The following is a 19979-nucleotide window of genomic DNA, read 5'->3' as shown; positions in this document are numbered from 1 at the left end:
GAGAGGCATGATTAACTATGCCTCTCCGTTTTTCATGTGATTATGCTAAGCGGAAAACGATTCCGTGACCCCCCAATGGATATTCCCACTTAATATTTTGAGCCGGGCAGCCGATACGGCAGCTTCCACACTCATGGCAGCCTTCATAACCAACCTGCATACGAGTGCCTTCCCATTTGTAAACCTCACCTGGACAAAAATAGGTGCAATATTTTCCCTCACAGCGGGCACAAACCTCTTGATTGAGAATGGTTAGATGAGATTTTTTGTCCGCCTTATAGCGAACCAAATATTGTTTTTCCTCTAATGTTTTCGTTAACATTATCTCACCGCCTTCCAAACTCGATAAACATCCTTCAAGACGCGAATCGTTCCTTTTTTCGCCTTCAATTCACGAACGATTTCCTTTTGTTTATCTTTCTTAGGAGTTCCATCCACTGTTAAGAACTGACCAACTGCTTTATTCATAAATGGTAGGTAATCCTTGAAATATTCTGGATAATGTTCAAATGTATGTGTTGCATCCTTATATTTCTCTAAGTCCTTCATGATAAAGCTATTATTTAACGACATTTGATATTGATTTAAGCTGGATTCACTAAAATCCCCTTTTGCCTTTGCATCAATGATGGTTTCTGCTGCTAGTTTCCCAGAGGCCATAGCCATATTGGAGCCTTCACGATGAATGGAGTTGACGAATTGAGCCGCATCTCCCACCACCAATACACCATTCCCAACTACCTTTGGAATCGCGTGGTATCCACCTTCAGGAATAAGGTGAGCCAAATATTCTTGTGATTCTCCCCCTTCAAGGTATGGCTGAACAATAGGATGATTTTTTAATTGATCCAATAATTCGTACGGTTTTAATTTTGCTTGAATCATGCTGGAAAGAGTGGTTCCTACTCCAATATTCACGCTATCTTTATTTGTGTATAAAAAGGCAGTCCCAATATTTCCCTTTGTTGCTTCTCCAAAAAACTCAATCGTGCAACCTTGATTATCGTGTATATTAAAACGTGCATTGATTGTATCTTTTGGAAGATTAATAACCTCCATTACTGTTAATGCCACTTCTTCAGGGCGAAGCTCCCGATGAAATCCTAACTGTTTGGCAAGAAGTGAATTGACTCCGTCCGCTAAGACCACAACATCAGCATACACATCACCATCTGGGCGGTCGGTTCTTACTCCAACAACCTTCCCGTCTTCTACTAGACATTCGGTAACCACTGTTTCATTGATGAGTAGAACACCTTCTTCGACACCTTTGTCTGCGAACCATTGGTCGAATTTGGCCCTTAAAATGGTGAAATTATTATAAGGTTCCTGCCCCCATTCAAGTCCCTTATATCCTAATGTGACGGCTGATTCTTTTTCGAGCATCATCATTCGCTGCTCAATAATCGGTCTTTCAATTGGCGCTTCCTTCCAAAAATCAGGAATAATCTCTTCCATCTGTTTTCTATATAAAACCCCTCCCATGACATTTTTGCTGCCTGGATACTCCCCACGTTCGATTTGCAATACCTTTAAGCCATTTTTTGCACAAATATAAGCACAAGCCGTACCAGCAGGCCCTGCTCCTACTACAATCACATCAAATTTTTCAGACATGAACGACACCAGCCTTTTCTCCGAGAAGCTGTTTCAAGCCCGCAATGAGTTTTGGGACAATTTCTAAAGCATCTCCAACAATCCCGTAATTAGCAATTTCAAAAATTGGTGCATTTGGATCCTTATTGATGGCAATAATGATTTCTGAGTTTTTCATTCCAACCACATGTTGAATGGCACCGGAAATCCCTATAGCAAAATATATCTTTGGTGTCACGGTTTCACCTGTTTGCCCTATTTGTAGCTCATGTGGTAGCCATCCAGCTTCAATGGCATCACGCGTTCCTCCATAGCTTGCACCGAGAACATCTGCTAAATCCTTGATTAGCCGAAACCCTTTGTCATCTCCAAGACCTTTTCCTCCGGCCACAATGACATGCGCATCTGCAAGATTTGTTTTTGCTACATTCTTCACAATCTCAAGCACACGAGTACGCATATCCTCTTCTTTCAAATCGATCACTTCTTGAATCACTTTCCCGTTTCGATCATAATCAGGCTCCAATTCCTTCATTACTTTTGGACGGACCGTAGCCATTTGCGGACGATTCACCTTACATAAAATCGTTGCCATAATATTTCCACCGAAAGCAGGTCTGCTTGCTTCAAGTAAGCGTTTATTCATATCAATATCAAGCATGGTTGTATCTGCCGTTAAACCAGTATTTAAATCGGTTGCAACTGCACTCGCTAAATCCTTCCCGTTTGGAGTTGCTCCATATAAAATTATTTCAGGTTTATATTTAAGCGCAAGAAGCATGAGTCCTTTCATATAGGACTCGGTCCGATAATTTTTAAGGACGGGATGATCGATACAATAAACCTCATCTGCTCCGTAAGCAATGACCTCCCTTGATAAATCCATCACATTCGCACCTAATAAGGCACCTGCCAATGGAACTTCTAACTTATCGGCAAGAGCTCTTCCTGCTCCTAATAATTCGCGGGAAACGCCCTCAATCACTCCATCATTTTGCTCGATGAATACCCAAACTCCTTGGTATTCTTCCACCATATTAGGAACACCTCTTCCTGTTTAATTTTTCTCCACTTGGAATAAATCTTTTTTCTCGCTGAGGATTCCGAGCAGTTGTGCAACCTGTTCTTCAACTGATCCTTCTAGCTTTTCTCCGCCTTCATGTTTTGGTGGAGTGAACATTTTCCCTACAACAGTTGGGGATCCTTTTAATCCAAGCTTTGTTTTGTCAACATCATCAAGATCCTTCACAGACCAAATTTCTGGATTGTAGCGTGCAGCCTTCAGCATATTCGGCATGGAAGAATACTCAATTTCGTTAATCTCCTTTTCCACAGTTATTAAGCAAGGTAAGTCCGCCTCGATTAATTGATACCCATTGGTGAGTTTTCTTTTTAAAATGACTCTCTTTGTCTTAGACAGAATCTCCTTTACTTCGATAACATTTGTAACAGGAGGGATGTCCAATCTTCTTGCAATTCCTGGTCCAACCTGACCCGTGTCTCCATCAATGGCATGCTTTCCGCAAAAAACAAGATCTACCTGTTCATTTTTCGAGATCTTCTCAATCGCTTTAGCCAACGCGTAGCTTGTAGCTAAAGTATCCGCACCAGCAAACGCTCTATCAGACACCAAGTACCCCTTATCTGCGCCAATTTCAATCGCCTTCTTAATAATAGCAGTCGCTTGTGGCGGACCCATGGATACTACTGAGATCGTTCCATGACCAATCAAGTTTCGAAGTCGAACGGCTTCCTGTACGGCATGTGCATCATATGGATTTAAAATTGCGGGGGCACTGCGCCGGTCAAGTGTGTTCGTTTTGGGATTGATCTTAATGATCTTTGTATCAGGCACCTGCTTGATACAGACGACAATGTGCATACCATCATTCCTCTCTTAATTGTGACAAATTTATGAAAACGCTCTCAATATTTTGTTCATAGGTGAGCGTTTATCCCCATTTTTCTGGTTCTCTATTTTCTTGTGTATTTCTTTCTGTTTCTCGAATGAAGATATTTTTCATGATGTGAAAGTATAGGTGTATTTCTTAATCTTGGTGGGTAAATTGTGAAGAATCTATGATAAAAAGTTGTAAAGTAATAACGTTTTATTATTTTAAATGAATATTCAGAATTGTACAGTGATAAAAATCACACTTTGAGAAAGATTTCACAAATTCTAAGGTAGAAAGTTTGCTTGCACTTATTTTATTTTGGTTGTTTTTATAAAGAGGATTAGTGAAGGATACTTTGTTTTTCCTTTTTTAGCTGTTGTTGGTGGAGAGGTTTGGCTCCTATTTGTTAGTTGTTACAGTATGATTTCGTTATGAAGTCGTTTTTAATGGACTTAGATTTTCTATACATCCTTCTTATACACCAAAAAATAGGAACTGCAATTACTCAAAAAAGGCATTCATCAAAAAAAATTAAACGAAACTTAAGAATGATGTTCAAACACAGATAAAAATGCTTGGAAATAATAATATCCAAGCATTTTTTCACCTAGACTATGTGATTAGTGATTACTAGCCTGTTTGGTCTGTTGAAACTGAAAGTGTAAGTCCTTTAATGCGGCAACAATGGCATTGGTCGCTTTCCCCTGATAATGGAATTGCACCGTCTTAATTAGATCATCGACACCATTTTTAATACTGTAACCCCTAAGTAGCCTTCCAATATATTCTCTGCCATGATTTGTTGCCAATGTACACGAAGCTTCGAGGATAACACCATACTTATAATCAACCTCCGCTGTAACGGTCAGCGTTTCATAAACATTTTTTGCGGCCATCCCCTGTGGCAGTCTTGAATGACCTGCGATAAAAATTGTGTGACATCCATTCATTGTACGATTCCTCCAATCCCCCATTCTGTAATTAAATTTCATTTCTTGCTCTCAAAATCCTTCTAAATTATTAAAATTTTTTATAAAAATAACCCTAGACACAAAAAATTGCATCTAGGATTCTATTTGGTAATCACATTAATTAATTAATTGGGATTAATGGAGACAGTTTTATAAGCCGTGAAGAATTCTACAGCCGCTTGACCTTGCTCTCTTGTTCCCGAGCTAGATTCTTTCATGCCTCCAAATGGGGCTTGGGGTTCGGCTCCGCCCGTTTCCCCATTAATTTGAACCATTCCCACTTCACTGTTTCTTACAAAATCCAATGATTTCTTCAAATCTTTTGTAAATAAAGATGCACTTAATCCATAGTTCGTTTTATTCGCTTGTGAAAGGGCTTCTTCGTAGGAATTGACTTTAATCATACAAAGAATGGGACCAAAGATCTCTTCTTTTGCAATTCTCATCTCATTTGTGACATTTTCAAAAAGGCAAGGCTTGATAAAATATCCATCAGCCTGATTCTCTTGGTTAGCTTCTTCCCCTCCATAGGCAAGAGTAGCGCCCTCCTCAAGTCCCAGTCTAATATAATTAAGGACCGTTTCATACTGATTTTTAGAGGCTACTGGTCCAAACGTTATATCTTGATTGAGCCCGTCCCCTACTTTAAACAATTTCAGTTCGTCCGTTACAAGCTGTTTAAATGTTTCATAGATGGAGCTTTGGATATATACTCGACTGGTGGCTGTGCAACGCTGACCTGTTTGTTTCATTGCACCCTCCACGACCAATTTTGCGGCAAGCTCAAGATCCGCGTCCTCTAAAACAATGGCTGGATTTTTTCCACCTAATTCAAGCTGATATTTCTTCCTGGTTTCTACAGCTAGTTGAGCAATCGTCTTACCGACTATATTTGAGCCAGTAAAGGTGATTGCATCTACATTAGGATTTCCAACAAGGGAATGGCCAATTTCAGAGCCTTTTCCCGTGACAAAATTGATAACACCTTCAGGCACACCCGCTTCATCAAATACTTCCACCAGCTTTGCACCTGTAATTCCCGTTTCTGTTGCCGGTTTGAAGACCACAGTATTTCCGTAAATTAATGCTGGAGCTATTTTCCAAATTGGAATCGCAATCGGGAAATTCCATGGAGAGATAATACCCACGACACCAAGCGGAACTCTGAGCGAATATAATAAATGATCTTGAAAGGCAGAAGGTAGCACTTCTCCGATTTTCCGAAAACCCTCTTGTGCATAGTAACGTAAAATCGTTACCGCTCTTGTTACCTCTCCTTTTGTTTCTATGAATCTTTTCCCCATTTCTCTCGTGGCAGTTTCAGCAATTTCATCTTTCCTAACTTCAAGGATATCCGCTGCTTTTTGTAAAAATTGAGCTCGGACTGTTGGGGAAAGGAACCCCCAACTCTTTGCCGCTTTCTCCGCTGCATCACATGCTGCTAGTACATCTGATGCGGTAGAGGCTTGCACCCTCCCAACAATTTCATTTGGATGTGCTGGATTAGTAATCGATATCGTTTTTCCATTTTGTGATGGAATCCATTCCCCGTTTATGTAATTTAATATGTGTATTGTCATCCTCGTTCCCCCTTGTATAGTATGTTCTAAGCCTCTGCTTGTTTTTTTTCACTAATTTTCGTAATCACAGCCTGGATAATGATCACAACCAATGTAGAGATAATCAGGATGCTGGAAACAGCAGCAATCGTCGGATCCACCTGTGTCCGCATATTCTCCCACATCACAACAGGTAAGGTTTTCGTCGTTGCTCCAGCAATAAAAATGCTGACAACAACTTCATCTAAAGAAGTAATAAAGGCAAATAACGTCCCAGCAATAATCGCTGATCGAATTAATGGAAAAGTAATCTTAAAAAAGACACCAATCGGATTAGAGCCTAATGAGAGCGCAGCTAATTCAAGATTGCGATCCATCCCTTTTAACTTCGCTGTCACAGTGACAACCACGGTTGGAATTGCGATAATCGAATGTGCTAAAACTAAAGCAGTAATAGAATTGGTCATTTGGTAGACGGAAAATGTATAGTACATAGCAATCCCAACGATAACGAGAGGAATGACCATTGGAGCAATCATCAAATTCATAAAAAGATTCTTTCCAGGAAAGCGCAGACGATCAATCGCCATAGAAGCCATAGTGCCAATAACCATCGATAATATAGCCGTCAAAACGGCAACAATAATACTACGAATAAAACCATCCGTCCATTGATTATTGGCTAAAAAGGCTTGATACCATTTTAAAGAAAAGCTTGGAGGTGGAAATTCAAATGCTACAGATGAACTAAAAGAAAGCGGAATAATAATTAGAATAGGTAAAATCATTAAACATAAAATGAAAATCACTAATATTCGTAATAGCATCATTTTCCTCCTCTCATAAATGGAAATAATTTAGTAAGCCCTAAAGAAAGTCCTAATAATAATAAAGTCGTCACTAAAAGCAATAAGGAAAGTGCAGAAGCAAGGTGCCAGTTCAAACTCATTTGAATATTTTCCTGAATCAGCTTGGCAATGACCATATTATTCTGACCACCTAATATGGAAGGAGTAATGAAATACCCTAGCCCTAAAACGAAGACCATCAGCGAACCTGAGGTGATTCCTGGCATAGATAATGGTAAGAAGATTTGAAAAAAGGCTCTGATGGGCTTAGCACCAAGTCCCTGTGCTGCTTGCAGAAGTCTTCTGTCGATCCCTTCCATAACTGAATGTAGACTTAAAATCATATAAGGTATTAAAATGTGAGTCATCCCGATTACGACACCCCATGTATTATAGAGAAGATGAAGCGGTTGATTGATAATGCCTAAAGTCATCAAAAGTTTATTTAATGCCCCATATTCTTGTAAAATAACCTGCCAGCTAAACGTTCGCGCTAATAAACTAATCCAAAGAGTGGTTAATACGGTCCCAAGCATAATCTGTTGCCAAAATTTCGATTTCGTGATGACCACAAAATAGGCAACCGGATAACCGATGAGCAAGGAAAAAGCCGTCACAAGTAAGGAAATCTTAATTGTGATCCAAAGAACACGCAAATATAATGTCCCAGTAAGTACTTCCTTTAAATAAGAAAGGGTAAATCCATTTTCATCCTTAACACTAATCATTAGTACATTGACCATTGAAATGTAGAGCAGCACTAATACATAAACAAGCGGAATAACAAGGAGTAACCACTTAATTCCTGGTAATTTAATTAAAGAATGCTGTATAGATTTTACTTTTGGTAAAATTTGTACATCAGATTGGATCTTCTCCATATACTTCCCCCTTTCCAAAATTTAAAGGGGAGTTCAAAACATTTTTCTTGTGTTCTGAACTCAAAGACTATTCCTCTATTTAAGTAACCATTCATTGAACTTTTTATTAATCTCTTCAAAATGATCGCCCCAATATTTCACATCAACCTGAATTTGACTATTCATTGTATCCTCTGTTTGACCTAATCGTTCCTTAACATCATTCGGTAATAAATCAAGGGCTTTTTTGTTAGTCGGTGCATAATCAATCAGCTTGGAATATGCTGCTTGCTGCTCAGGCTCCATAGCAAATGCGATAAATTTTTGAGCTAACTCTTTATGTGGTGCACCTTTTGGGATAATCCATGAGGTTGACATCATTAAGGCTTCTCCAAATTCATTATCCACCTTCGATCCTTCTGATTTAGCAGTAGATACTCTTCCATTCCATGCAGCAGCTATAGCGGCTTCCTTAGTTGCTAATAATTGTGGTGGCTGCGCACCTGCATCCCACCAGGTTTTGACATGACTTTTGATTTTTTCAAGGCTCTTTAAGGCTCGATCCACATCTAATGGATAGAGATCCTCCTTCTTCACGCCATCTGCGAGTAATGCAGATTCTAAAGTTCCCATTGGGTTTTTATATAACGAACGTGACCCTGGGTATTTTTTCGTATCCCAAAATTCAGCCCAAGTCTTTGGATGATCCTTTGGAAATAATTCAGTATTGTAGGCAATATTTGTGTAATATAATTGAAGTCCGATTGTATGGTCGGTCACTAAATGAGGATAAACATCATCTTTATTGATAATGGAATAATCAAGAGGCTCTAATAATCCTTGTGATTCAAGGCGCAAAGCAACGTCTGTATCATGGTTGACCACGTCCCATTCGACATTACCACTCTCTTCCATTGCTAGTAATTTCCCCGTATCTGTTGGGGAAACCGCCACTACTTTCACGCCATATTTTTTTTCAAAAGGCTCATACACTGCTTTTTTTGCGGCTTCCGAGGAAGAACCCCCCCAATCGACCACTACTAGTTCTTTTGCCTCTTCTTTGCTGTTACTGTTTGCAGTTGGCACTTCTCCACATGCCGCTAGAGAGAATAACATCGTAATGATTGCAAGCAATATACTTAACTTTCTTCCCATATACACATCCCCTTCATCATTGTTTTATATAAGACTCCATTATGTATGTACATAATGAGTTGAAACTATCTTTCTACTAAATGGCTTCTTCATATGGAATGACGGTAGCATGGTCACTGTTCCAACCTATGGAAATTTCGTCGTGATCATTAATTCTGTTCGCTTCATGAGCTGGAACCTTTATAGTTAATGATTGAGAAAATTCGGTTGCAACCTTTAATTTAATTGCATTCCCTATGTAGATTTTCTCGTTCACAATTCCTTTAATGAAGTTTTCGAATGAATGCGATTCATTGACTATGTGCATATTTTCGGGCCTAACCGCGATGAATACCTCACTAGCTTCTGCCACATTTTCTTCTGTTTTAAGATGAATTGAGTCATCTTCAAAGAGCTGGATAACTGCTGCAGCATTCTTGGTAGCTACAACCTTTCCCCCTAGCAAATTGATTTCTCCAATAAATTCAGCAACAAATCGATTAATTGGCTTTTCATATAATTCTCTTGGACTGGCAATTTGCTCAATTCTTCCACGATTCATGACACAAATGCGATCTGACATGGTTAAAGCTTCTTCCTGATCATGTGTCACACTAATCGTAGTGATGCCGACCCTTTCTTGAATATGTTTAATTTCTAATTGCATCGCTTCTCGCAGGTTTTTATCTAAGGCACCTAATGGTTCATCTAACAATAATAAAGGCGGATTAAAAACAATCGCCCTTGCCAAGGCCACCCTTTGTTGTTGACCACCACTCAATTGATGGGGATATCTTTTCGCAAAATCACTTAAATGAACTAAATCTAAAATATTTTGAACTAATTCTGAAATTTGATATTTTTTGTATTTACGAATGGTTAACGGATAAGCAATATTGCCTTCAACCGTCATATGGGGAAAAAGAGCATAGTTTTGGAAGAGCATACCAATGTTTCTTTCATACGGTTTGACATGGGTAATGTCGTTTTGATTCAATAATATCTTTCCATCTGATAGCGGCTCAAAACCAGCAATCAGTTTTAGGAGAGAAGTCTTTCCTGACCCTGAAGGACCTAGAATGGTAACGAATTCACCATTTTTTATTTCTAAATTCACTTCATCAACGGCCTTAAATTTTTTATAATACTTGGTAGCATTTTTTAACGAAAGATGAGTATTTATTGTCATCCAACCATCTCCTCTATAAAAATAAAAAGCCAGTTATACCAACAAGGTTGATATAACTGGCTTTAATCTACGATTCTATCTGGTTTTCACCAAGTTTGAGTAGACTCCACAGTTCTCTAATAAAAAATCCTTTTCACTGATCACGAAAGTGGGTATTCTTTCTAGAAGTGAAAAATAGTATTGGATGTTTCCTATTAAGTTCTTTTAATAATCAAATTATATAAAGTTATCACAAGCATTGTCAAATAAAAATTTGAAAATTCACTATTTTTGATAATTCGAATATAAAAAAGGTACATCAACAAAACGTATGATGTACCTTTTCCTATTCGTATCTCTTAATAAGCTGACCATCCAGAATCGGCAGTAATAACCGTACCATTAACAAAGCTAGAATCATCAGATGCCAAGAATAAAGCAACGGTTGCAATTTCTTCTGGTTCACCCGCTCTTGGATTGGTATTGGCACCCGCTGATGCTATTTCCATTCCAAATTGATTCACTTTACTGAAATCTGTCAAAATATTCGTATTGACTCCTCCTGGAGCGATCGCATTACAACGGATTCCTGATTTTGCATATTGGAAACCAACATTTTTCGTTAATCCAATTACCGCATGCTTAGAGGCAGTATATGTAGGGCCCGCTACAGATCCACGCAAACCACCTACAGAAGCAATATTGACAATAACCCCTTTTCCTTTTTCAAGGAAGATTGGCAAGGATTTTCTAATCGTACGCATTGGACCAGTTGTATTGACGGCAATAACTTTTTCCCATAGTTCATCAGTAATCTCAGTAGCAGGAACGAAATTATCCATAATACCTGCATTATTCACAAGTATATCCAACGTTCCATATGTATTTACAGCAGTGTCTATTAAATTTTGAACATCCTCTTCTTTTGCAATATTAGCTGATACAGAGATTGCTGTTCCACCATTAGCAGTAATTTCTTCGACAACAGCTTGAGCTCCTTCAACATTTAAATCTGAAACAACAACCTTAGCGCCCTCTTTTGCATAGAGAATCGCAATCGCCTTTCCCATACCTGAAGCGGCCCCTGTAACTACTGCAACTTTCTCTTGAAGTTTCATAGTAAACCCTCCTGTTGTTCTATCAAATTTTTTTAGATGTTAAAACAGTGTTTCCTACTTAACACCTATGTATAGTATAATAAGTTTCAAGATAAAAATTCAATCAGCAAAAGAAGTCGAATTTGTATAAAAATGAACACTTTTCACATTATTGTATACGGTTAACTTGATAAATAAACAATGGAGGAAGAAAGTGTCTATTAATGAACAAAAAAATGATAGAAGAATAAGAAAAACCAAAAATTCCTTAAAGGACGCCCTCTTAACCTTGCTTCAAGAAAAGGAATTCAAGGATATTTCGATAAAAGATATTGTGGCTCAAGCAGATCTCAATCGGGGTACATTCTATAAGCATTTTCCTTATAAGGAAGATTTATTAAAAGAAATCATAGAGGACGTTATCATAGATTTAATTCAATCCTATCGGGATCCCTATATAAATAAAGATACTTTTCAAGTCGAAGAACTCACTTCGTCGTCAATCAAAATATTCGAACACGTAGCCAAACACTCCATCTTTTATAAAATTATTTTTCAATCAAATGTCATTCCTGGATTTCAGAATCGAATGGTCCATGAATTAAAAACACTCGCCATTGAGGATATGACTGTTTTCAATACCAATCCCAATATTAATCGAGAACTTCAAACAAGCTACTACACTCATGCATTATTAGGAATGGTAACGGAATGGGTCCAAGGAGACTTTAAATATACACCGCAATATATGGCTGAACAATTGATTGAAATCATCCATGAGCGTCCTTCTTTTGCATCGATTACAGCAAAACCCACACAGGGAGGGTGAGTGTGGGTTTTGTTATTTCATATATTATATTTTTTACCATTTAACATCTGCAATTTCTTTGTTCAAGTAGGCAACATCATTTGTCATGATACACCAAAACGATTTACTACCTAGTCAAAAAGTGAATTGTAGGAAATCCTTACTTCCATCGCATTTTTTGAAACGTTAGTATGGTTCCCTCCCCTAACTCTTTATCAACTTTACCAATGCTTTTCACACATATTATCTCCATCCATTTACAACCAATCAAAAACTTATATCATCAAAATCTCCCGAATCTCTTCCTCCGTTAAACCCAATGATACTTTCTCCTCCGGGTCAATGATTTCTTCAATCATTTGTTTCTTCCTGTCTTGCAGCTCATTGATTTTTTCTTCAATCGTACCGCGAGCAATAAGCTTAATTACTTGTACTGTATTAGTCTGACCGATTCGATGAGCTCGGTCCATAGCTTGTTCCTCGACTGCTGGATTCCACCAAATATCATATAAAACAACGGTATCTGCCCCGGTTAAATTAAGACCTGTTCCACCTGCTTTTAAGGAGATAAGAAAAAAATCATGCTCCCCTTCATTAAATCGTTCGCATATTTCCACTCGTTTTTCTGCAGGAGTCTGTCCGTCCAGATAGAAAAATGAAATTCCTTTTTCAGAAAGCCCTCTTCCTATCAGCTCCAGCATTTTCGTAAACTGTGAAAAAATTAATACCCTTCTTCCAGAAAACTTTGCCTCATCCACAACCTGCATTAACTGTTCAAATTTCCCTGAACTCCCAAGATAGCCATCGACAAACAGGGCGGGATGACAGCAAATTTGTCTAAGTCTCGTGATTCCTGCAAGTATTTTGATACGATTTTTTCGAAGGGTGTCTTTGTCCAAATGCTTTAATGTCTCATGTCTCAGCTTTGCCAGGTATGCAGCGTAAAGTCTCTTTTGTTCAGGGAAAAGTTCAATAGAATCAACAGATTCCATTTTTTCTGGAAGCTCTGAAAGGACATCCTCCTTCAATCTTCTAAGCATAAATGGCCGAATTCTTCGTGCGATATCCTTGCGTGATAGGAAACTGAATTCTCTTAATTCTTGAAAAAGTTCAGGAAAAACGACATGAAAGATGGACCATAATTCTTCAATTGAATTTTCAACTGGGGTTCCTGTCAGGGCAAAACGATAAAAAGCATCAAGTTTCTTTACTGCTCTTGCTGTTTGTGTCATCGGATTTTTAAAAGCCTGAGCCTCGTCAAAAAAGATTGTATGAAAGGATTGCTTCTCATACCATTTGATATCACGTCTTACTAAGGGATAGGATGTAATCATAACGTCAAAATCCATCGCTTCTTTTTGTTTTTTGTCGCGTTCGGTTAAATTTCCATCCATAACCTGCGTCTTAATTTCAGGAGTGAATTTCAGCAATTCATTCTTCCAGTTATAGGTTAACGAGGATGGGCATACCACGAGAACCGGCTTTCCTTTTAAACGGATCTGAGGAAGTTCGGATAAAATATACGTGATGCTTTGCAGCGTTTTCCCGAGCCCCATGGTATCACCAAGGATTCCTCCAAAGCCATAGCTAGCAAGTGTTTTCATCCATTTATACCCATGCTTTTGATATTCTCTTAAAATAGATTCAAGCGCCTGAGGAACATCAAAATGAAGACTCCCTGGATTTTGTAAATGGTTTAGAAATTGCTTAAAAGATTCCTCCATTGTAATCATGTTATCGTCAGCAATCGTATTTAAAAGCTTGAAGCCCGAGATAATCGGGACATTAAGAGTACTTTCATATTCATCCTTTTGAATCGGTAATGCATTTAAAAATCGTTTAATTTCAGCAAATTCCCTTGCCTCAAGTGATAGAAGGGATCCACTCGGCAGACGAAAGTATTTTCTTTTTTCCTCGAGAGCAATAAGGACGTCCCGAATTTGTTTTTCTGAAATATTATCCATTTCAAATTTGAATTCGAGCCAATCTGTTCGCTCTTTTTTCACTTTGATTCGAATCATCGGCTTTGTGGTTCCCTTGACGATGCGATTTCTTACAGCTGTTGTCGCATAGATTTGCACAAGCTTTTCAAGCTTTGGAATAACATGGTATAAAAACTCATATTCTAGCTCTTCATTATGGAGAAAGAAACCGCCTTCTGTTTTGGTAAAAGAACTCTCCTCCATGATATCGAGGATTTGTTGTTCTTTTTCTACATCACGAATAACCAGCAAACCATTTGGATTTTTACGCTCCTCCAAAGGATTGAAGACAATATGCTCATAATGAAATTCAAGCCCTGCAAGGAGGCGATTTTTGACACGATCCAAGTATAGCTTAGCAATTAAGGGTTGCTTTAAAAACTGCTGAGTAATTCGCTCAGATAACTGGACCTCACCAAGCTTTTTCAAACCAGGTACGACTTTTTCTATAAATAAGCCAAGCTGATTGTGTGAGATTGGAATCGAGTCTGTCCCTGTCTGTCCTAACATTTGCTTTAATTCCCATAAACGAATGCTGTCTTCCTTTTGCAGTTGATATATATTTCCCTCCAAAAGAACAGAATGGTAGAAATGCAGGATGGTCATCTGTTCTAACCGGCTAATTTTCAGTTGAAAACCTGATATGGGGCTATCGGTCAGATCAAACTTCAAAGGAAGACGCTTATTTACGATGGTTATGCCCTTTGTGCTCTTTCCATTTACCTTCAAACTTGCCTGTGGTACTTTGGTCAAAGAATCGATAGAGTCCTTCCAAGAGGATGGCGGAAGGAATATCATTTGCTGTGGAATTTCTGATTTCGTTAAATGATCCATCATTAACCTTTGTTCATCCTCCATAAAATGAATCAATTTTTGAATAAACGCATCAGTCTCTTTCTGAAAGCAATGCTGGTCTGGATCGTATATTACCTCTCTAGATAAAGAGTAAAAGATTCCCTCTTTCACACTGTGGAGAAAAGATCGAATATTTTGCACCATGGTGGAATCTATTTTGATTTCAATACCAAGCAAATATTCTCCATGATTGATCATAACCGGCGAGCAAATAAACTCCGTTTCCAGTTCTTTTCTTTTTTCAAAATGGAGTTGGTGTAGACTGGAACGTTTCGGTCTTTCTTTAAAAAGGGATAATAGACTTTCGGTTAACTCTTGCTTAGAGCTAAGCTGCGCATGAGATCTGTCATGCTGCTTATCCTGAATCGCTAGCAAAACCGCAGCAACATGCTGACATTCCTTTTGAAAGGAAGTAAGAGAAGGACAGCTGCATGAAGAGCGAAAGCCTCCACTTGTTTCCTTTTCAATTCTGACATGAAAATCTTCTATACCTGAAACAATCGCTTCACAAACTTCTGCGTTATATTTATGAATCTTCACCTTGTGTTCCTGAAAAAAAGCCTCCCCTTTTTTAAAGGAGACGGAACCACAGAGATCTTTGATGATTTTATGATTTACATGAATTTCCAAGTTCCTACTCCTTTCAAGGGTTACTTCTTATTATAAAAGTAGTTCCTTTTACTTTTTCCATACTGAAAATAGTAACACAATTAGGAAGTTTTTTTTAATATTTTGGCATAATCATTATACGGTCACCTTTATAATCACTAAAATTCAGTGTATCCAATTATTAGGGCTATCTTTATCAATCGGCCCATAATGATCAATGTTATTAAAAATCAGCAACTAAATCAAAAATCACAATCAAATAATCAAATAAGAACAAATCAACTAATAGTTTAATTATTAGTATGGATTGAATACTTTGTTTATCAGGAGTTTTATACATAAAAAGGAACCTGCCTTATGAGTAAAATGGCAGGTTCCTTTTATGATGGTTAACTATTCCCCAACAATTTTGGCATCTTTCAATAAATCTTCATTTACTTTAATCCCTTCCTGCTGAGCTGCTTTTTTGTTTACGACCAGCTCAAGATTGTCTGGGAAACCAACCGGAATATCGCTTGGCTTCTTTCCTTTAAGAATATCAACGGCCATTTTACCAGTCTTATATCCAAGGTCATGGTAGTCAAGCCCATAGGATGCGAAGGTGCCGCGTTTTACCGAATCCCCTTCTCCTACGAAGGTTGGAATTTTTTTATCATTAGCGACCGTAATCACAGATTCTAGAGCTGAAACGACCGTATTATCTTTTGGAATATAAAATACATCGCAGCGATCTGTTAAAGACTCTGCAGCTTGTTTAACTTCTGAGCTTGTGGAAATTGTTGTTTCAACAGCTTCAAGCCCCGCTTGCTTAATAGCGGCTTTCGCATTTTTCACATTTACTACAGCATTTGGTTCACCAGAATTATAAATAATCCCTACCTTCTTGGCATCAGGGATAAATTGCTTAATCGCATTGATTGTTTTCTTTATGGCCTCAGGATGTGTATCAGAGGTACCTGTTACATTTCCACCTGGCTTATCAATGCTCTGAACAAGCTTGGCTCCAACTGGATCTGTAATGGCAGTAAACAAAACGGGAATATCCTTCGTATTTTGCACAACGGCTTGAGCACTTGCTGTTGCAATCGCCAAAATGACATCATTTTGATCAGCGACAAGCTTTTGTGCAATCGTCATATTGGTGTTGACATCCCCTTGGGCATTTTGATAATCAAGCTTTAAGTTTTTACCTTCTTCATAGCCAGCATCCTTCAATGCATCAATGAATCCTTCTCTCGCTGCATCTAAGGATGGGTGTTCCACAAGTTGAATAATTCCCACTTTAACGGTTTTCTTTTCGTCATTCTTACTACCGCTTGTCTTTTTACTATCTGTTCCACAAGCGGCCAGCATCAATAGCGCACCACAGAGTAGCGCTATTAGTAACTTTTTCATTTCATTCCCCCCAGTATTGTGAATCCCTATTATCCGATCAATCTTCTAAAAAAAAACGGTTTCAATTTAATCGTTTTAAACTTTAATGCATTAAATCGAAACTCTATTTATTTTACAAAATTTTTAATATTTTGACAATAGCATTTAGAATTCTGTTGAGGGGTATTTTTTAAAAAGTAATTCTATTAAGCTATAAAAATTCTATAGTAATGTTTTTTCGTCTTTTCCTAAAAGAATACGTAAAATAAAATAAGACTAGCGGAATACTAGCAAATCATCTCCATCCATTTTCTGCCCTCCCAACATAATAGGAAATCGGGGGTGAGGTTATAAAATTTTAAGAACATTAACAGTGATTACCTTTGCCAAAATCCTAATAGACAAAAAGTGATTCATTCAATACATGAAAGCTGCCAATGAAAAGTGAATGTATTAAACTTACCCATTCTCCTCTTCCCCCTTGGAATGAACTTTTATAATAGTAAATTACACAATCATGCATTTATATTGAACACGATGCTCATTTTAAAAAATAGATCAGCTAAATTAATGGGAGAGCGTCGATGCTCCCGCCATTTAATCTACTTTGGCTACACCAAAAGCAAAATTCCCCCATAAAATCTTCTCAACCATATCCGTTTCCTCTTTCTTACATTCCACAATGAGAATAACCTCTGAAAATTTTCCCCTGATTAATCTTTGCTTTTTTCTAATCACTTTATTAATAAACAAATCAATGATTACTCCGAGTAAGAATCCGCCACTTGCTCCAATAATTCCCCAGTAAATTGGGCCCCATTCCCAGACAAACCCTTTGCTTGTGGTAATAACTGAAATAAAAACAGCTAAGGCAAAGCCCTTGCTAGAAAGAGATATCCCATCCGAACGATGTAGTGTATCGAAAAGCTTTCGATCCTCTGTCCGATTATCCAAGGGCACGGCAAAAATATTCTTTACCCCTTTGCTTTCTAAAGCAGCAATGGCCAATTCAATATAAAGATTGTGCTCGAAGGTTGCGAAGATTTGCATTTAATTGATAATCTCCCCTTTCTTTATCTTAAAGTTCGGAGACTGATATTTTCTTCGTAAGAAGTTCTTTTGCTCTTTTTCAAAAAGATTATTGTTTTCAACCGTGTTCACATAGGCATCATAAATTGTAAAAAAATAAAAAGATGGATAATAAAGAAACCATTGCACATCTAAAACAGATGTTGCCTTAGCAATATTACCTAAGAAGATATAATGCACAGCGACTAAAAAATGGGAAAAATAGATGAGTACAACTGTAAATATCAAAGTGAATGCTGCAATGACGACCCGATGGATGTATAGCTGTCCAAGGCTTGGCACCGTCATCGACCAAAACAAGCTAACAAGAGGGTTCCTTTTATCAAGATAATTGATTTCCATCGCCCCAATACTGTTAGAATTGAAGGGCGCATCCTCATGCTCAGCAAGAATCGTTATTTTATTTAAATCTACCGTTGTTCGATAACTATCCCAAATAGCAAAAATGTAAACCGGAATATATAAAAGCATAAAGCGTACATTTAAAACATCAATAGCTTTTGCGATTTCTCCATTAAACGAATACACCATTGCACGATTTAAATGAATCATTTGATTAATAAAAATCTCCCACATAAAAAGTGCCATCCCCCGCAAATGTTTGGAAAGTAGCAAGTGGCCAAACCCTGGGAATGCCGCTGACCACCATGCGATTATATAGGGATTTCGTAAATGAAGCTGGGTTGTTCCAAAAATACTAACATGCGCACGATACCGACGATTCTTATTTGTATTTGTAAAATTATCCAAAGAATCCCCTCTATTTTTTCATTATTCTATATTTTGCTATTTAGCAAGCCCAATTTTTCAATCAGGAAAGTGTATTAATCCCAGATTATCCCTATTGGTATCACCTAAAAGAAGGAATCTTATTCATAATAAAAAAAAGTCATCCTATTTTAATTTAGACGACTTTCTTATTAAATCTCTTCTTTTTATATTGAATGTCTATTTTCCGATTGACCCTTTTGACATCCCATAATAATCAGGATAGACCAATTCAAATCCAAATTTTTGATAAAATTTTATACTCCAAACATCTGACATGACTGTAATATTCGCATCATTTAAAGCGTTTTGTGTAAGATAGGAAATTAACTCGTTCATAATGGTTTCCTCAATCTCACCTTGATTTTTCCCCTCAGAATGAGCAAGCACATCTACAATTTGAAAATAACAAGCACCGTCCCCTATAATTCTTCCCACGCCTAGAAGTTTTTCATTCTCCCCTCTGACAGTGACTGAAAAAAGGGAATGGCGATAGGCCTGTTCAACCATCTGTACCTCTTTTTTAGCTAAACCGACACTCTTTCTTAAAGCATTGTATTCATCAGGAGTTGGCTGGTCATATAATATATTCAATTCAATCTCCTCACTTTTCTTTTGATTAAATAACTTCCATATTATCCACTATACAACTTTTTTATAAAAATAAGACACTCCATTAAGAAAGGAATGTCTTAAATAACATCATTAGGTTTTAATTAGGTGGGTACAGATAAGCATCAAAAAGGAAATACCTATCATACTTAATACCCAGAGCCAGGCTAATTGCATATTCCCAGCATCAATCGCAACATAGATGGCTGTCGAAGTGGTTTGGGTTTTTCCCGGTATATTTCCGGCAAACATTAAGGTTGCACCAAATTCCCCTAAAGCTCTGGCGAAGCTTAAAATCGCCCCTGAAATAATCGCTTTTAAGGAAAGAGGAATCGAAACGAAGAAAAACAATTTCCACTCACTTGCTCCATCTACGCGGGCTGCATGCTCAATATCCCTATCGATTGCTTCAAATCCCGTTTTCGCAGATTGATACATTAAGGGGAAAGCGACTACAGTGGAAGCAATTACTGCTGCCCACCATGTAAACATAACTGGCTGATGAAAAATCCATTCAATCAACTGTCCAACTGGACTATTATGACCAAAAAGATAGATTAATAAAAAACCAACAACAGTAGGAGGTAGAACAAGTGGTAAAAGAAAAAGCGTTTCGATCAAGGCAGCTCCCCTGAAACGACGATTTGCCATGACTCTTCCCCAAAATAGGCCCAATATCAATACCAATATTCCAGAAACCGCAGCAATCTCTAAGGAAAGACGGATGGGAGACCAAAAATCCGTTACCATTATG

General features: G+C 37.8%; 18 protein-coding genes. 1 reads left to right on the top strand and 17 read right to left on the bottom strand.

Annotated features, from left to right (window positions below; translation table 11 throughout):
- Window positions 1-40: 40 nt before the first annotated feature.
- From ACE38V_RS09235 to ACE38V_RS09185, 11 genes are all read right to left on the bottom strand, one after another.
- Window positions 41-322 carry a ferredoxin family protein gene (locus ACE38V_RS09235; protein WP_375840932.1) on the bottom strand — a complete coding sequence of 94 codons (282 nt, stop codon included), beginning with the start codon at window positions 320-322 and terminating at the stop codon, window positions 41-43.
- Window positions 322-1617 (bottom strand): FAD-dependent oxidoreductase, encoded by a 1296-nt coding sequence (locus ACE38V_RS09230; protein WP_375840931.1) that lies wholly within the window; start codon window positions 1615-1617, stop codon window positions 322-324. The genes ACE38V_RS09235 and ACE38V_RS09230 overlap by 1 nt, the downstream gene beginning before the upstream one ends.
- On the bottom strand, window positions 1610-2632 hold the full coding sequence (locus ACE38V_RS09225; RefSeq protein ID WP_375840930.1) for an electron transfer flavoprotein subunit alpha/FixB family protein: 1023 nt from the start codon (window positions 2630-2632) through the stop codon (window positions 1610-1612). The genes ACE38V_RS09230 and ACE38V_RS09225 overlap by 8 nt, the downstream gene beginning before the upstream one ends.
- Window positions 2633-2653: 21 nt before the next feature.
- Window positions 2654-3478 carry an electron transfer flavoprotein subunit beta/FixA family protein gene (locus tag ACE38V_RS09220; RefSeq protein ID WP_375840929.1) on the bottom strand — a complete coding sequence of 275 codons (825 nt, stop codon included), beginning with the start codon at window positions 3476-3478 and terminating at the stop codon, window positions 2654-2656.
- Between the two features lie 633 nt (window positions 3479-4111).
- Window positions 4112-4441 (bottom strand): DUF3870 domain-containing protein, encoded by a 330-nt coding sequence (locus tag ACE38V_RS09215; RefSeq protein WP_375840928.1) that lies wholly within the window; start codon window positions 4439-4441, stop codon window positions 4112-4114.
- Window positions 4442-4587: 146 nt separating this feature from the next.
- A complete protein-coding gene (locus ACE38V_RS09210; protein ID WP_375840927.1) occupies window positions 4588-6042 on the bottom strand; it encodes an aldehyde dehydrogenase family protein in 1455 nt (484 codons plus the stop codon).
- A 26-nt stretch (window positions 6043-6068) separates the two neighbouring features.
- On the bottom strand, window positions 6069-6848 hold the full coding sequence (locus tag ACE38V_RS09205) for an ABC transporter permease (protein WP_375840926.1): 780 nt from the start codon (window positions 6846-6848) through the stop codon (window positions 6069-6071).
- Window positions 6848-7750: an ABC transporter permease gene (locus tag ACE38V_RS09200; RefSeq protein ID WP_375840925.1), complete on the bottom strand. Its 903-nt coding sequence runs from the start codon at window positions 7748-7750 to the stop codon at window positions 6848-6850. The genes ACE38V_RS09205 and ACE38V_RS09200 overlap by 1 nt, the downstream gene beginning before the upstream one ends.
- A gap of 75 nt (window positions 7751-7825) precedes the next feature.
- Window positions 7826-8884, bottom strand: coding sequence for an ABC transporter substrate-binding protein (locus ACE38V_RS09195; protein ID WP_375840924.1), 1059 nt, complete (start codon window positions 8882-8884; stop codon window positions 7826-7828).
- A 76-nt stretch (window positions 8885-8960) separates the two neighbouring features.
- The gene (locus ACE38V_RS09190; RefSeq protein WP_375840923.1) at window positions 8961-10052 is read right to left on the bottom strand and encodes an ABC transporter ATP-binding protein; all 1092 of its coding nucleotides are present in this window, start codon (window positions 10050-10052) and stop codon (window positions 8961-8963) included.
- A gap of 338 nt (window positions 10053-10390) precedes the next feature.
- The gene (locus tag ACE38V_RS09185; protein WP_375840922.1) at window positions 10391-11149 is read right to left on the bottom strand and encodes an SDR family oxidoreductase; all 759 of its coding nucleotides are present in this window, start codon (window positions 11147-11149) and stop codon (window positions 10391-10393) included.
- 193 nt (window positions 11150-11342) lie between these two features.
- Here ACE38V_RS09185 and ACE38V_RS09180 point away from each other — a divergent pair, with 193 nt between their 5' ends.
- A complete protein-coding gene (locus ACE38V_RS09180; RefSeq protein WP_375840921.1) occupies window positions 11343-11957 on the top strand; it encodes a TetR/AcrR family transcriptional regulator in 615 nt (204 codons plus the stop codon).
- 254 nt (window positions 11958-12211) lie between these two features.
- On the opposite strand, the gene ACE38V_RS09175 is transcribed toward ACE38V_RS09180, so the two are convergent.
- The 6 genes from ACE38V_RS09175 to modB all read right to left on the bottom strand — a co-directional run bounded on the left by ACE38V_RS09175 (window position 12212) and on the right by modB (window position 19975).
- Window positions 12212-15403, bottom strand: coding sequence for a DEAD/DEAH box helicase (locus ACE38V_RS09175; protein WP_375840920.1), 3192 nt, complete (start codon window positions 15401-15403; stop codon window positions 12212-12214).
- Window positions 15404-15775: 372 nt separating this feature from the next.
- The gene (locus ACE38V_RS09170; RefSeq protein ID WP_375840919.1) at window positions 15776-16777 is read right to left on the bottom strand and encodes an ABC transporter substrate binding protein; all 1002 of its coding nucleotides are present in this window, start codon (window positions 16775-16777) and stop codon (window positions 15776-15778) included.
- A 576-nt stretch (window positions 16778-17353) separates the two neighbouring features.
- Window positions 17354-17806 (bottom strand): hypothetical protein, encoded by a 453-nt coding sequence (locus ACE38V_RS09165; RefSeq protein ID WP_375840918.1) that lies wholly within the window; start codon window positions 17804-17806, stop codon window positions 17354-17356.
- Entirely contained in the window at window positions 17807-18595 is a 789-nt protein-coding gene (locus ACE38V_RS09160) for a hypothetical protein (protein ID WP_375840917.1), read from the bottom strand. It abuts the gene before it with no gap.
- A gap of 198 nt (window positions 18596-18793) precedes the next feature.
- Window positions 18794-19207 (bottom strand): GNAT family N-acetyltransferase, encoded by a 414-nt coding sequence (locus tag ACE38V_RS09155; RefSeq protein WP_375840916.1) that lies wholly within the window; start codon window positions 19205-19207, stop codon window positions 18794-18796.
- A gap of 111 nt (window positions 19208-19318) precedes the next feature.
- Window positions 19319-19975, bottom strand: a complete 657-nt coding sequence (modB, locus tag ACE38V_RS09150; protein WP_375840915.1) for a molybdate ABC transporter permease subunit — start codon at window positions 19973-19975, stop codon at window positions 19319-19321.
- Window positions 19976-19979 lie beyond the last annotated feature (4 nt).

The sequence above is a fragment of the Cytobacillus sp. Hz8 genome, assembly GCF_042263505.1.
In the GTDB taxonomy this organism is placed as follows: domain Bacteria; phylum Bacillota; class Bacilli; order Bacillales; family Cytobacillaceae; genus Bacillus_BE.
The sequence above is the reverse complement of the archived record's forward strand: the minus strand, read 5'-3'. Positions and strand labels throughout refer to the sequence as shown.

What these genes read in the sequence shown, in the direction of transcription:
- ACE38V_RS09235 (WP_375840932.1), bottom strand. Translation starts at nt 322, where the DNA reads ATGTTAACGAAAACATTAGAGGAAAAACAATATTTGGTTCGCTATAAG.
- ACE38V_RS09230 (WP_375840931.1), bottom strand. Translation starts at nt 1,617, where the DNA reads ATGTCTGAAAAATTTGATGTGATTGTAGTAGGAGCAGGGCCTGCTGGT.
- ACE38V_RS09225 (WP_375840930.1), bottom strand. Translation starts at nt 2,632, where the DNA reads ATGGTGGAAGAATACCAAGGAGTTTGGGTATTCATCGAGCAAAATGAT.
- ACE38V_RS09220 (WP_375840929.1), bottom strand. Translation starts at nt 3,478, where the DNA reads ATGCACATTGTCGTCTGTATCAAGCAGGTGCCTGATACAAAGATCATT.
- ACE38V_RS09215 (WP_375840928.1), bottom strand. Translation starts at nt 4,441, where the DNA reads ATGAATGGATGTCACACAATTTTTATCGCAGGTCATTCAAGACTGCCA.
- ACE38V_RS09210 (WP_375840927.1), bottom strand. Translation starts at nt 6,042, where the DNA reads ATGACAATACACATATTAAATTACATAAACGGGGAATGGATTCCATCA.
- ACE38V_RS09205 (WP_375840926.1), bottom strand. Translation starts at nt 6,848, where the DNA reads ATGCTATTACGAATATTAGTGATTTTCATTTTATGTTTAATGATTTTA.
- ACE38V_RS09200 (WP_375840925.1), bottom strand. Translation starts at nt 7,750, where the DNA reads ATGGAGAAGATCCAATCTGATGTACAAATTTTACCAAAAGTAAAATCT.
- ACE38V_RS09195 (WP_375840924.1), bottom strand. Translation starts at nt 8,884, where the DNA reads ATGGGAAGAAAGTTAAGTATATTGCTTGCAATCATTACGATGTTATTC.
- ACE38V_RS09190 (WP_375840923.1), bottom strand. Translation starts at nt 10,052, where the DNA reads ATGACAATAAATACTCATCTTTCGTTAAAAAATGCTACCAAGTATTAT.
- ACE38V_RS09185 (WP_375840922.1), bottom strand. Translation starts at nt 11,149, where the DNA reads ATGAAACTTCAAGAGAAAGTTGCAGTAGTTACAGGGGCCGCTTCAGGT.
- ACE38V_RS09170 (WP_375840919.1), bottom strand. Translation starts at nt 16,777, where the DNA reads ATGAAAAAGTTACTAATAGCGCTACTCTGTGGTGCGCTATTGATGCTG.
- ACE38V_RS09165 (WP_375840918.1), bottom strand. Translation starts at nt 17,806, where the DNA reads ATGCAAATCTTCGCAACCTTCGAGCACAATCTTTATATTGAATTGGCC.
- modB (WP_375840915.1), bottom strand. Translation starts at nt 19,975, where the DNA reads ATGGTAACGGATTTTTGGTCTCCCATCCGTCTTTCCTTAGAGATTGCT.